The sequence below is a fragment of the Nocardia sp. NPDC055165 genome, assembly GCF_053606985.1.
In genome coordinates, this window is the sequence record NZ_JBSGSS010000001.1 from 575,260 (window position 1) to 592,037 (window position 16,778).

Genomic DNA, 16,778 nt, shown 5'->3' on the forward strand with positions numbered 1-16,778 from the left:
ATACGACGACGCCCGGACAGAGTGGCGATCCGAACTCAGCGGAAGACTCGACTCACCAGTCGTCTTCGGTAAATCGGATCACACCACGAATGTTGCGTCCCTCCAGCATGTCCCGGAAGCCTTCGTTGACCTCTTCCAGGCGATAGGTGCGAGTGACCATGTCATCGAGATTGAGCCGCCCGGCGGTGTATAGGCCGAGCAATCGCGGGATGTCGTACTGGGGGTTGCCGCCGCCGAAGATGGTGCCCTGGAGGTTCTTCTGCAGCAGGGACAGGAGGGTCGTGTTCAGCGTCGCCTCGGTGTCCAGCACTCCGCCCATCGCGGTGATCACGCAAGTGCCGGCCTTGGCGGTGACGGACAGGTAGCTGTCGATATCGCGCCCGTCGAGTCGACCCACGGTGACCACGACCTTCGTGGCCATGCCACCGGCAGTGACCTCGGTGATACCGGCCAGCGCGGATCCGACATCGGGGTACACGTGGGTGGCGCCGAAACGCAACGCTTGCTTTCTCTTCCATTCGATCGGATCGATGGCGAACACGTATCGAGCACCCGCGAGTACCGCGCCCTGCAGCGCTGATACGCCGACGCCCCCGATACCTATGATCGCCACGTCGTCGCCCGGGCGCACCCCGGCGGATCGTGTAGCCGAGCCGAAGCCGGTGGTCACACCACAGCTGAGCAAGCAGGCCACCTCGAAAGGAATCCGCGAGTCGATCACCACCACCGAGCTGCGATGCACCACCGCGTAGGGCGCGAAGGTGCCGAGCAGCGACATCGGGTAGGCATTGCGCCCGCGGGCCCGAACCCGGAACGTACCGTCGGATACCGCTGCTCCGGCTAGCAGCCCGGCGCCGAGGTCACACAGATTCGAGCGCCCGGCCAGGCACGACGGACATGTGCCGCAGGCAGGGATGAACGACATCGCGACGTGGTCACCGACCACGATATCTTCGACGCCCGCACCCACTTCGACGACCACACCAGCTCCCTCGTGCCCGCCCAGGATTGGGAACGCCGCCATCGGAATGTCACCGGACACCAGGTGATGATCGGAGTGGCACAACCCCGAGGCCTCCATCCGCACCTTCAGCTCCCCCGGGCGCGGGTCGTCGACGACGATCTCCTCGATCGTCCACGGCTCGTGGAAATCCCAGAGCAACGCACCCTTGGTCCGCATCAACCAACCTCCATAGGAACTGCCTGGTCGACCGAGAGGCGGTCGACCAGGCTCGACGACATCACGTACAGAGAAGAATTTCGGCGAATGACGGGTCTGTGCGACCTAGCTCGTTATCGGTTCGCGCGTTCTAGCTTCGGGCGAAGGACGCCAGGCAGTCGAACGAGGCCGAGGTCGAGGTGCCCGACCGCGCCGGGGGCGGCGGCGCAGACGTCGGGAATAGCGTTGACAGCTGCCATGGCGGTCCAGGTGTAGCCGAGGTATCTGGGCCGACCGTCGCTGCCCGGCCCGGCGCGCAGAATGAGTTCGGTCGGCGGATCGCCCTCGATCACCAGGCGGTAGTGGCTGTCACCATAGTTCCAGGCAGGCTCGAGATGCTCGTCGCCCATGGTGTACTTCGCGTGGAAGACGATCAGCGGTGCACCGTCGGACCATGCGGTCCACGTGTGGTGCTGGCCCGCGACGGTGCCCGCGCGCACGACGCCGCGCAGATCGGGGACATCGCTGCTATCGGTGCCCGCATAGTGGATATCGGCTGTGGCCGTGGCGATTTCGATCTCGTCGACGGTCACCTTCTCGATTGTCCTACCCAACCCTTCGGCGATCATCGCCATGGATTGGGCGAAAGCCGGGACCGAGGCGCCCAGCAGTGTTGGTCCCGCGAGCAATTCGCGCGGGTCACGTCCCATGCCGATCCACTCGATGTACTTCGACGGCTTCTGCCGGAAGTTCACCACTTCGTGAACATGGATGCGGTCGACCCGGCTGGTGATTCTGGCCAGCGTCAACGGCAGCAGATCCCCGGCGAATCCGGGATGGATCCCGCCGCCATGGAACGAGGTCGCACCGTCGCGGCACGCCTGTTCGATGCGTTCGAACTCGGTCTGGTTGGCGTCGGTCCGGTGAAAGAGGCCGGAGGTGGTGACGACGTTCTTGCCGGAGCGAAGTAGACGACAGATCGTATCGACGTCGAGCACCAGGGGTGTATAGAAGACGCAGTCGGCGTCGAGCGCGAAGATCTTCTCGACATCTGCGGTGGCCAACACACCGGTCGTCGTGGTGCCCGCGATCTCCCCCGCGTCCTTGCCGACCTTGTCAGCACTGAAGACGAGCACACCGACCAATTCGAAGGCCGGGCTCTCCGCGAAGTGACGGATCGCCGCCTTGCCGACACTCCCGGTCGCCCATTGCACGACGCGACATTTCCGCTCCACCACCGCTGCCCTGTCGATCGCCATGCGGCCTCACTTTCGTCGTCCGCCTCGCGACGGTCTTACCGTAATTCTTACTGTAACTTGCAACACGTCAGCTCCGCAGCAGCTTGCGCCCCTGAATCGACATGCGGCCAGCGAAGTCTCTCCACAAACTTCTCTTCCGCTAGCCCTGCCCGTACAAGTCGATGTAGGCGTCGCCCCGCCTCTAGCCAGACTTACAGGGAGACCGACTGATCGAACGCCGAGCGGAATTGCTCGATGTCGGCAAGAACGGGGCATTGGCGCGTGGGTCGCCACGACATCGGGCGTACCTTTTGGCGGCTTGTGACTAGGACGACCTCGTGATCGAGAATGCCTAGGTGTGGCAGCTCGACTTACCCACCGAGCCGGAAGGTACCTCGCTCACGACACGAGTCCGATGAACGCCAGGCGGTCAGGTCATCGTGGTCCGGTCGGACACTCCCCGCCAACCACACGGCAATCCGCAGGTCGCGACGACCCTTGTCACGATGTGGCCGCCGGCGAAGATACTGACCGCGTGTGCTTGCGCCGGGTAGCCACAGGCGCCGCAGGTGCCGAAGTAGTTGAGAATCTCCCGACTGACCCCGGCATCGAAATTCGGAACCGGCTCCACATCGTGCCTTTCAGCGGTAGTAGTTCGCCCATCTTCCGAGAACGACCCGGACGAACGGGCGGATGAAGAACGCGGTCCAGCTCAGTCGGAGGAAAGCGAAGACAGCTGGTCTCCCCGCGATCGTCCACCGGAGAACCGTCGTCCCCTCGGGCGTTTCGGAAAGGTGGAAGTCCATGGTGTAGGACTTGACCAGCAGCGGGATCGAGGTCTTGATCCCGGCCACACTCAGCCGGGTGTGTGGATCGCGGCGGGTGACCTGTTCCGCGGCGGCGAAGACGATGGCGTCGAGGGTGCGGACGGTTCCCGGACCACGTTCCTGGTCACGGTAGGTGACGCCGTCGATCATCGGAATCCAGGTGAAGGCGCCGTCCTCGAGTGCGGACCACACTTCCCACGGCATGGCGGCGAAGTCCTGCTCGACCGACATCTGGAAGGTCGGGCGCCGGGATTCGATCAGCCGGATCGCGTGGTCGTCGACCGGCGGGGTCTCGGCGCCGAGCAGCCGTGCGGCGCGGCGCTGCAGGACGAGCAGAACGACGAGACCGCCGACCGCGGCCACAACGAGGGCCCCGAGTGCGGTGCCGAGGAGAACGAGCCAAACCATGTGCAGCGCAGTCCTTGTCGCGGGAGTGGAGGAGTCGGTTTCACGGTGTGGTGCGCAGCATGGGCGAGGAGACTTTGCTCGTCAGCCATCGGTCGCCGGACTTCGCCAGCGACAACGTGATCGACAGCTGACCACGGCGGGGCTGCTGCTGGGTGCCGACGCTGGCGATGGACTGGTCGACGACGACGAGCGCCTCGGCGGTGTCGGTACCGCTGGTGGCGATCGCGCAGTCGACGGTGCCCGCCGTCGACTGCACTCGGCCCTGGATCAGGACTTCGCGCAGATCGGCACTGGTGGACTCGAATTCTTGTTTCCACGCGCCGGTGGCCCGGTCGAGCACGGCGGCGAAGTAGGCGTCGAGATCGGTGGCGTTGTAGGTCGACAGCACCGAGCCGTACGCGCAGGCGGCCGCCCGTGCCTCGGTGCGTGATCGCTCGAGTTCGCTCGCGCGGTGGTTCTGCCAGCCGAAGTAGCCGCCGGCGGCCGTTCCGCCGATGCCGAGGGCGACTGCCAGGGCGACCACGATCGCGGTGGTGCGGTTCCGGCTGGTGGATGGTGGTGCCGCGGTATCGGTTTCCTCGGATTCCGGCGGTGCGGGGGCTGTCGATTCGTCGGTGTCTGTCATGGAGTTCCTTTCGGTAGCAGGGGAATCAACGGCCGGGCAGCGGCACGGATCGCTCGTCGCCGGTGCTGCCCGGCGGCGGTCCGGCGGTGTTATCGGGCGTATCGGGTCGTGGCGCGTTCGCCGACCCGCGGACCTGCTGCGCGGGATCGCTGGTGATGCAGTAGTTGTAGAGCCGGACGCTGCCGTCGGAGACGGTGGCGGGCGAGACCGGGATGGTGTCGTACTCGCAGAACGGTCGCGGCCAGATATCCACCATCGTGTGGAAGGCGTTGTCGTGCGCCGGAACTCCGAGCAGGGCTGTGCCCGATCGCAGGGCCGGGAACAGCGCCGTCAGCGCCGGTGTGCGCAGCCGGGCGGCCCGGGTGATGGCGCGCAGGTTGGTCACCAGGTTCGTGATCGGGTCGGTGGTCTCGGCGACCACGCCGCCGAGCGTCGCCAGCTGTCCTGGTCCGAGGTCGAGCAGGCGCCGCAGTTCCTGGTCGGCGGCGGCGAACTGCCCGAACAACACTCCCGACCCCTCGACGAGAGTGCGCAGGTCCGGCTGGGCGTGCGAGGTCGTCTCCGCGATGACGGACAGCTTCTCGACGAGATTGCGGGTTTGCGGAAGCAACTCCGTCATCCCCACCATGGCCTGACTGATCCCGCTGATCACGGTGCGCAGCTGGTTCGGCCCGCCGGCCAGCGCCTTGTCGAGTTCGGCGACGATGACATTGAGCCGCTGCGGATTCAAGCCGCCGATGAAATCGGCTGTATTGGTGAGGAACTCGTCTATGGTGACCGGCGTCGAGGTCCGGTCCAGCTCGACGACCGCGCCGTCGGCCAGATAGGGGGCGTCGTTGGAATCGGGCCGGATATCGAGGTACTGCTCCCCCGCCGCCGACAACCGGGCCACGACCACCGCGCCGCCCGCGGGAACGTGATAGCCGGCATCGATGTCGGCGACGGCGGTGACGCCGGTCTCGGACAGCTCCAAGGACCGCACCGTGCCCACGCGCACGCCGCGGAACGTGACATCGGAATGCTCGAGCAGCCCGCCGGACCCGGCCAGTTCCACCCGCACGGTGAAGGTGTCCCGCAGTGGATCGACCCGGACGACATCGACGAGCAGATATCCGCCGCTGACCAGCAGCGTCGTGACCAGGCCCGCGGCCGCGATGCCGTTGACGTGCCGGTTCGCCCAGGCCGCGGCCCGGAGCAGCAATTCGGCGGCGACTTCGAGCGCCACCCCGGCGAACCAGATGCCGAAGGTGAGGACGAGCGCCACGGTGTAGCGGACACCGCCACGGGGGTATTCGTTCATCGCCCGCCACCCTGCAACCGGCCGAGGACCCGCGCGAGGACCTCCGCGAGACTGCCGACGAAGGCGCCGGGGTCCGATCCGTCGGGTAGCCTGCTCCCGTTCGGGTCGGTCAGGGCGCCGACGCTGAGGTAGGAGATCGTCGCCGCGACGGCGAGGCTGGTGCCCTGGGTGGTGGCCAGCAGCGACGGGTTCAGCGCGTGCAGCTGGTCGAGCGCGCCCGCCAGGTTGTCGCCCATCTGGGTGAAGCCGGTCATCAGAGCCTGCACGCTGTCGAAGAGCCCGACGAAGTCGGCGCTGCTGGTGGAGGTGAACTCGCCCAGCGCGCCGAGGGTGGTCGAGACCTCGGTGGTGAGCTCGGTGATCGCCCGGTTGTTCTCGGTGAGCACCGAGATCAGCGGCGGGAAGGTATCCGCGGCCTGGCCGAGCTCGGCCCTGCGCTGGTTGAGCGTGGCGCTGAGCGCATCGAGACCGTGCAGAACGGCGTCGATCTGGCCGGTCCTTTCGTTGAGAGCGGTCAGGGTCGCGGTCAGTTCGGTGAGCAGATGCGAGAGCTGGGGCCCGCGTCCCGCGAACATCGAGTTCGACTCGCTGGTGATCCGGGCGACCTGGCTGAGCGCACCGCCGTTGAGCAGCATCGACAGCGACATCATCAGTTCCTCGACCGAGGCGCCCGCCGAGGTGTGGTCCTTGTCGATGACGTCGCCCTCGGCCAGCATCGGTGTGCCGGAACGGAGTTCGGGCAGCACGATGGCGACGTAGATGTCGCCGAGCGGTGTCGGCTGACGGAGTTCGGCCCGCGATCCGCGCGGCAGGCGCACGTCCGCGCGGATCTCGAGCTCGACCGTCGCCACGAAATCGGTGGTGTCGAGGCCGGTGACGACGCCGATGTCGGTGCCGCCGGTCTTCACGTGCGCGCGATCGGGCAGGTTCAGCGCGTTGTCGAACAGCGCCCGCACCGTGTAGGTGGGGCCGTCGAGACCGGGCTTGGGCAAGGGCATGGAGTCGACGGTCACCGTGCAGCCGGCCACCGAGCAGGCCGCCACCGCCAGCACCGCAGCAAGGGACAGACGCCGGCTCATCGGGTCAGTCCCAGCAGCGCGGCGAACAGTCCGAAATCGGGGCCGAAGTCCTGCAGCCTGCCGGTTCGGCAGCCGTCGGCCCGTAGCTCGACCCGCTGGCAGAACAGCGAGAGCAGCTCGTTGTCGAGCAGGCTCTTGTCCGTCAGCAGGTGAAGGCGAACGGCCCGGGCTTCGGGACTCACCGCGTTACCCAGGTTGCCGAGGAACAGCGGGGCGATGTCGACGATCTCGGTGAGTCCTCGCGCGTGGTCGCGCATCTGGGCGGTGATCGTGATCAGTCGCAGCAATGCGTCGGTCAGCGGTTGCTTGTTCTCCCCGACGACAGCGCTGGTGTTGGCGACGAAGTCGTTGATCTGGGTGAGCACCGCCTGCAGCCCCGGGGACTGCTCGCGCATCAGGGTGACCAGCTGGGTGAGCCGGGCGCTGAAGTCGCGGACCGTCGTGTCGTTGTCGGCGAGGATCTGGGTGACGTCGTTGAGCCGGACGATCGCGTTGGAGATCTGGTCTTTGTTGGCCAGGGTCACCTCGAAGGCGCCGGAGAGCGCGTCCAGGGTCTCCCTTATGCGGTCACCGTTGCCGTCGAGCAGCGGGAACAGCACCCGGCTCGCCATCGGACCGTCGGAGTTGTTGCCCGCCAGCGCCTTTCCGATGTCGTCGAAATTGCGGAGAATCCGGTCCAGCTCGACGGGTGTCCTGGTGCGGGCGAACGGAATGTGGCTGCCGTCGAGCAAGGTGGGCCCGCCGGTGTAGGCGGGGGTGAGTTCGATGTGGCGGTTGGTGATCATCTGCGGGGAGACCAGCGCCGCGATCACGTCGGCGGGCAGGTCGACCTCGGGATCGACGACCATGTGCACCTGCACGTACTCGCCCTTGGGGACCAGCTCGGTCACCCGGCCCACCGGCATCCCGAGAACGGAGACTTCGTTGCCGACGTACAGGCCGGCGACATTCTCGAAATCCGCCGTGATCGTCTTCTCCGTGCCGAGCAGCCGGTCCGGCAGCGAGGTCAGGCTGTGTGGCAGCGCCGAGCAGCCCGACAACAGGACTGCGACGGCGGCCAGAACAGCCATCCGGACGAATGTCGTGCGCATCAGCGGCAACCTTCCACGGCTTGAACGGCACACAGCCAGTTGTCGGGAAACATCCATGGCAGATAGATCTCCCCGTAGGGGCCGTTTCCGAGAGTGTTGTTGAACTGCCGGAGCGTGACCGGCATGATCTGGAACAGGTTGTCCAGATTGGCTTTGTTGTTCTGCAGGCCCGTCGACATCGTGTTCAGATCGGCGATCAACGGTGCGAGCTGTCCCCCGTTGTCGATGCCCATCGCCTGCAGGTCCTTCGAGACCGCGGCGATACTGTCCAGGAGCTGGGTGACCAAGGATTGTCGTCGGGCGACCGCGTCACCGATGGCCTGGCCACGGGTCAACAGCACGAGCACGGCGTTCTGGTTGTCGGACACCACGCTCGAGACCTTGTCGATATTGCGCAGCAGCTGCTCGACCTCGTCCCGGCGATCGCTGATGACCGCGGCCAGCGACCCCACCGAATCCAGTGCCGCCGCGGTCAATTGCGGCGAGTCCCCCATCTGCCGGGCGAGCGCGTCCAGCGAGGCCCGCAAGGCCACGGGGTCCATTCGTTCGAGGTGCTCGAAGGAGTGGGTGTATTTCCCGTCGTTGACGACCTTGGCCAGGTTGTACGGAACCTCGGTCCGGTCCAGGGGAATTCGGCGGCTTTCGGGCGCCGAGAGCGCGCCGGGATCGAGCTCGACATGCATCCGGCCCAGGATCGTCGACATCTTGATCGCGGCCTTGGCGTCGTCGCCGATCCGGATGCCGTTGTCGATCGAGAGCGCGGCTTCGATCCGGTCGCCCGCCAGCCGCGTCGACTTCACCGTGCCTACTTCGATGCCCGCGATATCGACACTGTCGCCTTGGCGGAGCCCGGCGGTCTGAGCGAACTCGGCGTACACGGTCCGATTGCCCAGGTCGAACTGGGTGAGCGCGCTCGAACCGAACAGCAGGACTACCACCGCCGCGCCCGCGCAGAGGCCGAGCCACCAATGGCGATTGCCCGAATAGCTCGGTATCGCCTGCCACATTCGCTGCACGACGGACACCAGCGGTCGAAGAAGCTCGGGTGGTCGGGGGGAGTTCATTACCGGCATACCTCCGAATGGGAATTGCCACCGATCTGGTTGAACATCCCGGGCGGAAGCAGCACACCCCACAGCGAGACATCCAGACTGCAGACGTAGGAGTTGATGTAGGTGCCGTTGCCGCTGATCCGGGCGAGACCCGCCAGGACGAAGGGCAGTTCGGCGGCGGTGATGTCGAGTCGTGCGCCGTTGGAGATCAGCAGGCGTACGCCTTCGTTCGCGGACTGTTGCGCCTGCGCGAGTCCGGGTCTGATCCGGGTGATGAGATCGGCCAGTTGCCTGGTCGACCCCGACGCCTGGTCGACCGCGGTCGCGAGCGTTGTGCCCTGCTCGTAGAGGTCGACCGTCAGCGTGCGGGTCTGGGTGATCAGCGTTTCCAGCTCGCCACTGCGATGGGCCAGACCCTCCACCACGCCACCGAGATTGGTGATCACCTGGCCGAGGATCTCGTCGCGGTCGCGGAAGGTACTGGCGAGCTGCGCCGCCTGGGTGACCAGCGCGCTCAGCGACACTCCGTCACCTTGCAGCGCTTGAATCAGCGTGTGCGACAACGAGTTGATGTCGTCGGGCTCCAGGGTGGCGAACAGTGGTTCGAATCCCGCCAGCACCGTGGACACGTCGAAGGACGATTCGGTGCGCTCGTAGGGAATCGCCCCGTCCGGTGGCAGCCGGTCCCCGCCTCGGTCTCCGGCGGCCAGCGCGACATATCGCTGCCCGATCAGGTTCTGATAGCGGATCAGCGCCTTGGTCGTGGTGGTGAGCTGCTGGCGCGACTGCACACGCAGCACCACCGATGCGCGCCGATCCGCGTCGAGTTCGATGGAATCTACGCGGCCGACCCGGATTCCGGCCATCCGGACGTCGTCGCCCACGCGCAGCCCGAGGACATTGCCGAATGTCGCGGTGTAGCGGACGGTGTCGCCGCTGACCCCGCGCTGCAAGGTCGAGAAGATGGTGTAGCTCGCGACCAGTGCCAGTCCGACGAACAGCGTCAGGATCAGCACGGCGGTGCGGGTTTTCATCATGTCAGTTCCCCCCTGGCGCTGGGTTGGAGTAGGTGAGCTGCACTGCCCCGTCGGCCAGGACCGGCGTGAGCAGCACCAGCTGCGCGGCGTTCGGCGGCCGCCCGACGAGCGCCTCGATGGCCTCGACGCCCTGCAGGGACGCCGGCGCGGAGGCCGGGGCCGTCAGGCCGGGAATCGCGGGCAGGCCGGGAATCGCCGGAAGCGCGGGGAGACCGGGAACGACGGCAGGCGGGCCCGCCGCTTCCAGCCGCCGCGGCAGCAGCTGGGTCGGAATATGTTGTTCCGGCGCGGTATACGGCACCGAGGGGCCGCCGCATCGCGGCCCGGCGAGGTTGCCGTAACGGGGGCAGTCCGCGGCGGTGTACTGGGTGAAGGGCGTGAAGCTCACGTCGACGGCCCAGCGCATCTGCCGGTCGGGTCCCCAGTTGAAGACCGTCGCCAGCCTGCTCAGCGCGGTATTGAGGTTGGCGACCGCGGCGCCGATGGCGCCGGAGTCGGCGGCCAGCGCGCCGAAGGTCTCGTGCAGCCCGCCGACCAGTTCCGGGCCCGCCTCCGGATTGCGTTCGAACAGGGTGTTGGTGACCCCGACCGCGCCGCGGGCGGCGGTCAGCAGCGCGATCAGGTTCGCCCGCTTCTCGGTGAGGGTGCGCGCCGCGGTCACCGACGCGACGAGAGTGTCGACCAGCTGCGGCGCCGACTCGTTGACCGCCGACGCCGCGGCGCCGAGGTCGCCGAGCAGGTCGCCGATCCCCGGCGTCGCCCTGACCTGTGTGGTCCAGGTGTCGAGTCGTTCGATGGTGGAGCCGGGCATCCGGTAGCTGGGGTCGAGCGCGTCGGCGAGCGTGCCCAGGACAGTGGCCAGCCGGATCGGGTCGATGGCGTCGAGCACGGTCCGCAGGGTGGTCAGGGTCGTCTGCAACTGGGCGCCCACCTCGCTGGTGTCCTGCGCGATGGTCGCTCCGTCGCGCAGCCGGTCCGGCGAGGGTCCGTTGTCGATGAGTTCCACCGCCGTGACGCCGAAGATGTTGTTCGGCACCACCCGGGCGGTGACCGTGGCGGGAATGCGCTGGGCCATCGGCGGTTCGATGCGCAACAGCATGTTCTGGCGTTCACCTCTGGCGGCGATGTCGGTGCGGGCGACCTGGCCGACCAGCACGCCGCGGAAGGTGACGTCGGCGCGCGCGGGGACGCCGTCGCCGGTGCTGGTCATGGCTGCGGTCACCTCGACGGTGTCGAGGAACTTGCCGTTGTAGCGCAGTCCGAGCAGGTAGACGGTGGTGGCGATGAGCACGCCGATGAGCACGCCGAGCAGGCCGAGGCGCAGCGCGCTCGGGCCACGCCCGCTGGGGTCGATGATCATGATCGAGGCCTATCCCGTGATCCTGATGCCTGGGTCGATCCCCCAGATCGATAGGGAGAACAGGAGATTGATGAACACGACCGTGACGATGGTCATCCGGATCGCCCGGCCGGACGCGACTCCGACACCTTCGGGTCCGCCCGCCGCGGTGTAGCCGTAGTAGCACTGGATGAAGGTCGCCACGGCGGCGAAGACGATGATCTTGAGGATCGAGTAGGCCACGTCCACCGGGTCGAGGAACTGGTGGAAGTAGTGGTCGTAGGTGCCCAGCGTCGTCCCGCCGAGAAAGGCCACGGTGAACCTCGTCGCGATGTAGGCGATGGCCAGGCCCGCGGTGTAGAGCGGCACGATGGCGACGACGGCCGCCAGCATGCGCGTGGTGATCAGGTAGGGCAGCGGCCGGATGGCGATCGACTCCAGGGCGTCGATCTCCTCGGAGATCCGCATCGAACCCAGCTGCGCGGTGAATCGGCAGCCGGCCTGGGCGCCGAACGCCAGCGTCGCCAGCAGCGGTGCCAGTTCCCGCGTCGTGGCGAATCCGGAGATCGCGCCGGTGAGCGGGCTCATGGTGAGCAGGTTCAGCGCGGTGTGCGATTCCATGCCGACGGTGATTCCGCCGAACCCGCACAGGATCACCACGACGCCGATCACCCCGCCGCCGACGATCAAGGAGCCGTTGCCGAAGCTCACATCGGTGATCAGCCGCAGCAGCTCCTTCCGATAGTGCTTGAGCACGAACGGAATCGCGGCGATTGCTTGAAGGAACACCAGTCCTTGATGACCGAGGCGCACCGGAACGGTCGCGGGCGCTGCGGCGGCGGCGCGCAGCCGGCGCACCGGACGCAGCAGGGGTGGCACGTAACCCGAGGCCATCTCAGAGCACCTTCGACGGGAACACAGCGTTGTAGAGCTGCGTGAGGATGATGTTGGCCGCGAACAGGACGATCGCGGAGTTGACGACCGCCGAGTTCACCGCGTTGGCCACGCCCGCCGGTCCGCCGCGGGTGTGCAGCCCGGTGTCGCAGGCGATGATCGCCGCCAGCGCGCCGAAGACCGTGGCCTTGACCATGGCGACGACCAGATCCCCGGCCACCGCGAACGAGGCGAAGGTGCCGATGTACGAGCCCGGCGTCCCGTCCTGGATATAGACATTGAACACATAGCCGGTCGCGAAGCCGACGAACACGACCAGCCCGCACAGCAAGGTACTGACCACGACCGCCGCCGCGAGGCGGGGGGCGACCAGGCGACGGACCGGATCGACGCCCATCACGACCATGGCGTCGATCTCCTCCCGGATGGTGCGCGAACCGAGATCCGCGCAGATCGCCGACCCCACCGCGCCGGCGATCATCAGCGAGGTCACGAGCGGGGCGCCCTGACGGATGATTCCCAGTCCGTTGACCGCGCCGATGAAGGTGGTCGCCCCGACCTGGCTGACGAGCGAGCCGACCTGGATCGACACCACCACCGCGATGGGAATCGCGACCAGCAGTGTCGGTGTCGCCGACACACTGGCCATGAACGCGCATTGCTTGACGAATTCAGTGGTGGGAAACCGCCGGGTGAACAGGGCGCGGACCAATTCGGCGAGTGCCCGGCCGGTCATCAGTACCTGGCGCCCGGCCGTCTCGACGGCGCGTTGCGGGTGTTCGCGCCAGTAGGTCAGCCCGAAGGTGACGACCTGATCACGGGCATCACCGCCTCCTGGCGGAGCTGTTGTCCCGGTACCGAATTCACCAGAAATCCTGGTCGACGGCTGCTGCACGATTGTTCACTCTCGCCGGTTGCTGATGGGTCGGACCGATTTGTTGCCGGCGCGGCTCCGAGGCACGAGCTCGGTGCGACGCCTGGATTCCCCGGAAGTTTTCTACGTTGCCGTAGTTATGAATTACTACGCTAAAGTAGATATGTGGACACTAACAGCGCCGCTCACGCGGCACCAGAGCTTTGGGGGATCATTTCCTGATGAGCATCGAAGAGGGCACCGACGGCGTCTGGCGGATCGCCCCGCCGCAACCTGCCCGGCCGCGGCGTCGCAACGGCCCGCGACTACCGCCGGAGGAACGCCGCGAGCAGCTGCTGGACGCGGCCCGCGAAGTCACCGGTCGTGACGGATTGGCCGAGCTCACGATGCAAGCGGTGGCCAAACAAGCCGGCGTCGCCAAACCCGTGCTGTATGCGATCTACCCCACCGCGCCCCAGTTGCTCGACGCGCTGTTGCGGCGCGAACACACCAGGGGAATCGCGCAGGTCCTCGAGGCATTACCAGCGGATTTCGACGATTCCGACCCGGACGTGGAGTACGAGGAAGCGGTCATCGCCTTCCTCACCGCGGTCCAGGACGATCCGGTTCGCTGGCGGTTGATCCTCATGCCCGCCGACGGAGCCCCTGCCTCTTATCGCGGACTGCTCGCCGATGCCAGGGAGAAGGTCATCGCACGCTGCGCCCAACTGCTCGAGACGGGCATCGCGCGGCGCGGTGGCCCCAAGGACGTGGACGTCGAACTGGCCAGTCGCGTCATGCTCGGGTTCATCGAATCGCTCGGCCGGCTGGTCTTGTCGAATCCAGAACTCGCTTCTCCCCAAGCACTTCGGCCCGCGGTGCGGGCACTGACTCGAACCTTGCCCAAGGACGACAAGGGAACTCGGATCATCCCGTCCGGCGGATCGGTGGTCTCGGCCTGGCAGGCCGACAACACGGAGACACTTCCCGACTGACCGGCGTCAGCGTAGCTGGATATCGGAGATCACCAACGGCGGCCAGGCGATGATCTCACCGATCGCCGAGAACAGCTTGTCGAAGCCGTGCAGATCGTCGAGGTGCTCATGGTGGGCCCCCAGCCAGAACAGCCCGATCAGGAAGTACGGCACTCCGAAGGCGATGCCGAGGAAGATGAGCTGGCGAAGGCTGATCCGATAGCCCAGCAGTTCTTTGATCATCAGAACGCACCCCTCACGCGATCTCGCCGAGCACGGCCTGGGACTCGATCAGGCCCTGATCGTCCGGCGCTTCCCCGCGGCCGAAGACCCGGGCCCGCTGCTTGTCCCGCAGCGCTTGATGGGCGAGCGCGGGAATGTCGTAGCCGTAGAGCTCTTGCGCTTGCCGAGGGGTCATCGTGGTCGTACTCGCGGGCGGAATCTTCAGCAGCACTGGACCCGCCACCGCCACCGTCATCGGCGAGATCAAGCGCAGCAGCTGAATTTGCAGGCGCGCGTTGAGACTCACCAGAGTGAAGGCAACGCTCATCGGCGTCGTGACGAGCGCGTCGAGCAGCCTGCCCTTCGGCAATCCGGCCATCTCCCGCATCCATCGCGGCATGGTGGCCAGGGTGCCCCGGCGCAGGAAGGCGTACACGATCTTGAACATCGGCCGGACCAGGAGCGGGATCTCCGGCATCATCACCTCCGCCTGTAACAGGTGGCGCATCGCCTTGCGGGCGATGTCGGACCCGATCAGCTGCGGGCGCATCTGCTCGAAGTACTCGCTGATCCCGGCCCTGGTGCGCGGCACGTCCGCCGGGTCACAAGTCTGTAGTTCCGCCGCTCGCGCGCACTCCGCCCAGTACTGCAGTTCGTCGGCCTCGCTGAGCCGGCCGGGACCGTACTTCTCGTAGGCGACGAGGATGGAATGCCATGCCGTCAGGTGGATCCACAGCTGCGACTGCGGATTGTTCGCGTCGTAGGACTGCTTGGTGACGGGGTCGACGCCGATACCCTTGGAGTGGATCTTCACCAGAATGTCGGCCGCGTGCGCGGTCGACCGGCTGTCGGCGAACAGCACCATAGCGAAATATCGCAGCGTGCGGTCGTATCGGGTACGAGGACGGTCGTAGATCGCATGGGTGGCGTCCACCGAGGCCACCAGCGCCGGATCCAGCTCCTCGATCACCACCGCACGCTGGAAGCCGATCGTCAAACTGGTCGGGTAACTCCAGACTTGCCACGCGACCGACTCCGGGCCGAAGAAACCGTAGTCCTCCGCGGGCGTCAGTGGGGGAAGCGACAGCCACTCACGCAAGGAAGCAATTGTTGCCATTGCAGGGTTTCCAATCCATTTTCTACGACTACGTAGAAGTATTACTACGTGTGAGTAGGAATACTAGACCGCCTGCGAGCCCCGAGTCAACGGTTCACGAGGATTTCCCGCTCATTGACCCAGACAGCTAAGGCGCGGGCGCACTGCCCAAAAAGGCAGTGCCAGCCCTACTCTGCACAAGATGCCCCCGACTTCACGGCCAAATACCTTCCAAAGATCCGATCCGATCCGATCCGATCCAGAATGCCGCCAACTGACTGAGACAGCTACCCCCATTTTCGGACATGGGGGGGGAGATCCTGCGCTGACGCGGGCGCGCGGAGAGTTGTCACGATCGACGTCGCTGATTCTCACACTCAGCGAGCAGCTCCCGGGGTCTAGACTGATCTGTCACTGTGACAGCAGTCCCCGCCTTCACAACGGCTCTGCGGCCGAATGCCCCGAACTCGATCGAGCTCGGGGCATCGTCATTTCGGCCCTCGCCGCGCCTACGCTTCACCCTCGGTGGTGACCTCGAAGGTGTTGAGGAAGTTGCAGACGAGTTGGTAGAACCCGACGGTGAGGACGAAATCGGCTAGTTCGGTGACGCTGAACAGTTCCAGCGCTTCGGTCCGAGCCACCGCGCCGAGCGTGTGCCGGTCGAGGATCGTATCCGTCCAGCGGAGCACGGCAGCTTCCTCGGATCGGAGTCCTTCGCCGCCGCCGGTGGCGGCAGCGGCGATCGCGTCCTCGCTGAGCCCGACCGCGCGCGCGAACTTCTCGTGGTGGTGCAGTTCGTAGGGCGCTGCGTAGACGTGGCCGACGCGCAAGATCGCCAGCTCGCGCAGCGGGAAAGGGACAGAGTTGGTTTGCAGCATGGCGTCTGCCATGGTCAGAAAGCTCAGGCCCATGCCGTGTGAGTGAGCGACCATACGATAGATGTTGGCCGTGTGGGTGGACAGCGCTTCTCGGAGCGCGTCGGGCAGGGTCGCGGGGTCGGGGAAGTTGATGGTCGTCATGGTGTTCTCTTCTGTGGTCATGCGAGCTTGTCGACTTCGCCGCGGATGGGTTCACTGCCGTCCCAGGTCTGCGCGACTTCCCGGATGTAGCGGAAGAATTGGCCTTTGGGGCCGCTGATGTCGGAGATTTCGATGATGTGGCCGAAGGTCTTCTCGGTGTCGAAGTAGGCGAAGCGGCCGAGGTCACCGCCGATCGACCCTTCGTGGCCTACCTCGTAGCCCAGCGCCAGCGCCTTGTCGTAGAGCGCTTGGTAGTTGTCGGTCCAGTAGGCGATGTGCTGCAAGCCTTCGCGCCCGGAGTCGAGGAATTCCCGGTAGAGCGACGGCGCGTCGTTGCGTGGCTGGATCAGCTCGATCTGCACGTCACCCGAATTGGCCAGCGCCACGCTCATTTTCATCGGCGAATCGCTGCCGCGATAGGTGAAGTAGTCGGTCTCTACGTCGTGGACATAGAACCAGGGGCCTACGCCCTGTGCGATCCATCGGTGCATCTCTGCGTTGATGTCGCGTACGACATAGCCCATTTGGGTGACACTGCCGAAGATCCGGCTCATAGCGATCTCGC

General features: G+C 66.2%; 17 protein-coding genes. 1 reads left to right on the forward strand and 16 read right to left on the reverse strand.

Annotated elements, in window-relative coordinates; all coding sequences use genetic code 11:
* Window positions 1–52: 52 nt before the first annotated feature.
* The 12 genes from ACWFRF_RS02820 to ACWFRF_RS02875 form a co-directional block, all read right to left on the reverse strand.
* Window positions 53–1,180 (reverse strand): NDMA-dependent alcohol dehydrogenase, encoded by a 1,128-nt coding sequence (locus tag ACWFRF_RS02820; RefSeq protein WP_452448668.1) that lies wholly within the window; start codon window positions 1,178–1,180, stop codon window positions 53–55.
* Between the two features lie 113 nt (window positions 1,181–1,293).
* Entirely contained in the window at window positions 1,294–2,418 is a 1,125-nt protein-coding gene (locus tag ACWFRF_RS02825; RefSeq protein ID WP_452448669.1) for an NAD(P)H-dependent amine dehydrogenase family protein, read from the reverse strand.
* 620 nt (window positions 2,419–3,038) lie between these two features.
* A complete protein-coding gene (locus tag ACWFRF_RS02830) occupies window positions 3,039–3,632 on the reverse strand; it encodes an SRPBCC family protein (protein ID WP_379317280.1) in 594 nt (197 codons plus the stop codon).
* 40 nt (window positions 3,633–3,672) lie between these two features.
* Complete coding sequence (locus ACWFRF_RS02835; RefSeq protein WP_449960314.1) at window positions 3,673–4,257, reverse strand: hypothetical protein; 585 nt, start codon at window positions 4,255–4,257, stop codon at window positions 3,673–3,675.
* A 25-nt stretch (window positions 4,258–4,282) separates the two neighbouring features.
* Window positions 4,283–5,557 carry an MCE family protein gene (locus ACWFRF_RS02840; protein ID WP_378992875.1) on the reverse strand — a complete coding sequence of 425 codons (1,275 nt, stop codon included), beginning with the start codon at window positions 5,555–5,557 and terminating at the stop codon, window positions 4,283–4,285.
* Window positions 5,554–6,636, reverse strand: a complete 1,083-nt coding sequence (locus ACWFRF_RS02845; RefSeq protein WP_379316448.1) for an MCE family protein — start codon at window positions 6,634–6,636, stop codon at window positions 5,554–5,556. Before ACWFRF_RS02845 ends, ACWFRF_RS02840 begins: the two co-directional genes overlap by 4 nt.
* On the reverse strand, window positions 6,633–7,727 hold the full coding sequence (locus ACWFRF_RS02850) for an MCE family protein (protein ID WP_452448670.1): 1,095 nt from the start codon (window positions 7,725–7,727) through the stop codon (window positions 6,633–6,635). Before ACWFRF_RS02850 ends, ACWFRF_RS02845 begins: the two co-directional genes overlap by 4 nt.
* The gene (locus ACWFRF_RS02855) at window positions 7,727–8,791 is read right to left on the reverse strand and encodes an MCE family protein (RefSeq protein ID WP_452448671.1); all 1,065 of its coding nucleotides are present in this window, start codon (window positions 8,789–8,791) and stop codon (window positions 7,727–7,729) included. Before ACWFRF_RS02855 ends, ACWFRF_RS02850 begins: the two co-directional genes overlap by 1 nt.
* Entirely contained in the window at window positions 8,791–9,816 is a 1,026-nt protein-coding gene (locus ACWFRF_RS02860; protein WP_379312775.1) for an MCE family protein, read from the reverse strand. Before ACWFRF_RS02860 ends, ACWFRF_RS02855 begins: the two co-directional genes overlap by 1 nt.
* A 1-nt stretch (window position 9,817) precedes the next feature.
* The gene (locus tag ACWFRF_RS02865) at window positions 9,818–11,176 is read right to left on the reverse strand and encodes an MlaD family protein (RefSeq protein ID WP_452448672.1); all 1,359 of its coding nucleotides are present in this window, start codon (window positions 11,174–11,176) and stop codon (window positions 9,818–9,820) included.
* A gap of 9 nt (window positions 11,177–11,185) precedes the next feature.
* Window positions 11,186–12,049, reverse strand: coding sequence for an ABC transporter permease (locus ACWFRF_RS02870; RefSeq protein ID WP_378992868.1), 864 nt, complete (start codon window positions 12,047–12,049; stop codon window positions 11,186–11,188).
* 1 nt (window position 12,050) lies between these two features.
* Window positions 12,051–12,845: an MlaE family ABC transporter permease gene (locus tag ACWFRF_RS02875; protein WP_378993009.1), complete on the reverse strand. Its 795-nt coding sequence runs from the start codon at window positions 12,843–12,845 to the stop codon at window positions 12,051–12,053.
* Window positions 12,846–13,144: 299 nt separating this feature from the next.
* Here ACWFRF_RS02875 and ACWFRF_RS02880 point away from each other — a divergent pair, with 299 nt between their 5' ends.
* Window positions 13,145–13,897 (forward strand): TetR/AcrR family transcriptional regulator, encoded by a 753-nt coding sequence (locus tag ACWFRF_RS02880; RefSeq protein ID WP_452448673.1) that lies wholly within the window; start codon window positions 13,145–13,147, stop codon window positions 13,895–13,897.
* 6 nt (window positions 13,898–13,903) lie between these two features.
* On the opposite strand, the gene ACWFRF_RS02885 is transcribed toward ACWFRF_RS02880, so the two are convergent.
* From ACWFRF_RS02885 to ACWFRF_RS02900, 4 genes are all read right to left on the reverse strand, one after another.
* The gene (locus ACWFRF_RS02885; protein ID WP_378992864.1) at window positions 13,904–14,119 is read right to left on the reverse strand and encodes a hypothetical protein; all 216 of its coding nucleotides are present in this window, start codon (window positions 14,117–14,119) and stop codon (window positions 13,904–13,906) included.
* Between the two features lie 13 nt (window positions 14,120–14,132).
* Complete coding sequence (locus tag ACWFRF_RS02890) at window positions 14,133–15,215, reverse strand: oxygenase MpaB family protein (RefSeq protein WP_378992862.1); 1,083 nt, start codon at window positions 15,213–15,215, stop codon at window positions 14,133–14,135.
* Window positions 15,216–15,703: 488 nt separating this feature from the next.
* Window positions 15,704–16,234, reverse strand: a complete 531-nt coding sequence (locus ACWFRF_RS02895; RefSeq protein ID WP_452448674.1) for a carboxymuconolactone decarboxylase family protein — start codon at window positions 16,232–16,234, stop codon at window positions 15,704–15,706.
* Window positions 16,231–16,737, reverse strand: a complete 507-nt coding sequence (locus ACWFRF_RS02900; protein WP_452448675.1) for a VOC family protein — start codon at window positions 16,735–16,737, stop codon at window positions 16,231–16,233. Before ACWFRF_RS02900 ends, ACWFRF_RS02895 begins: the two co-directional genes overlap by 4 nt.
* Window positions 16,738–16,778 lie beyond the last annotated feature (41 nt).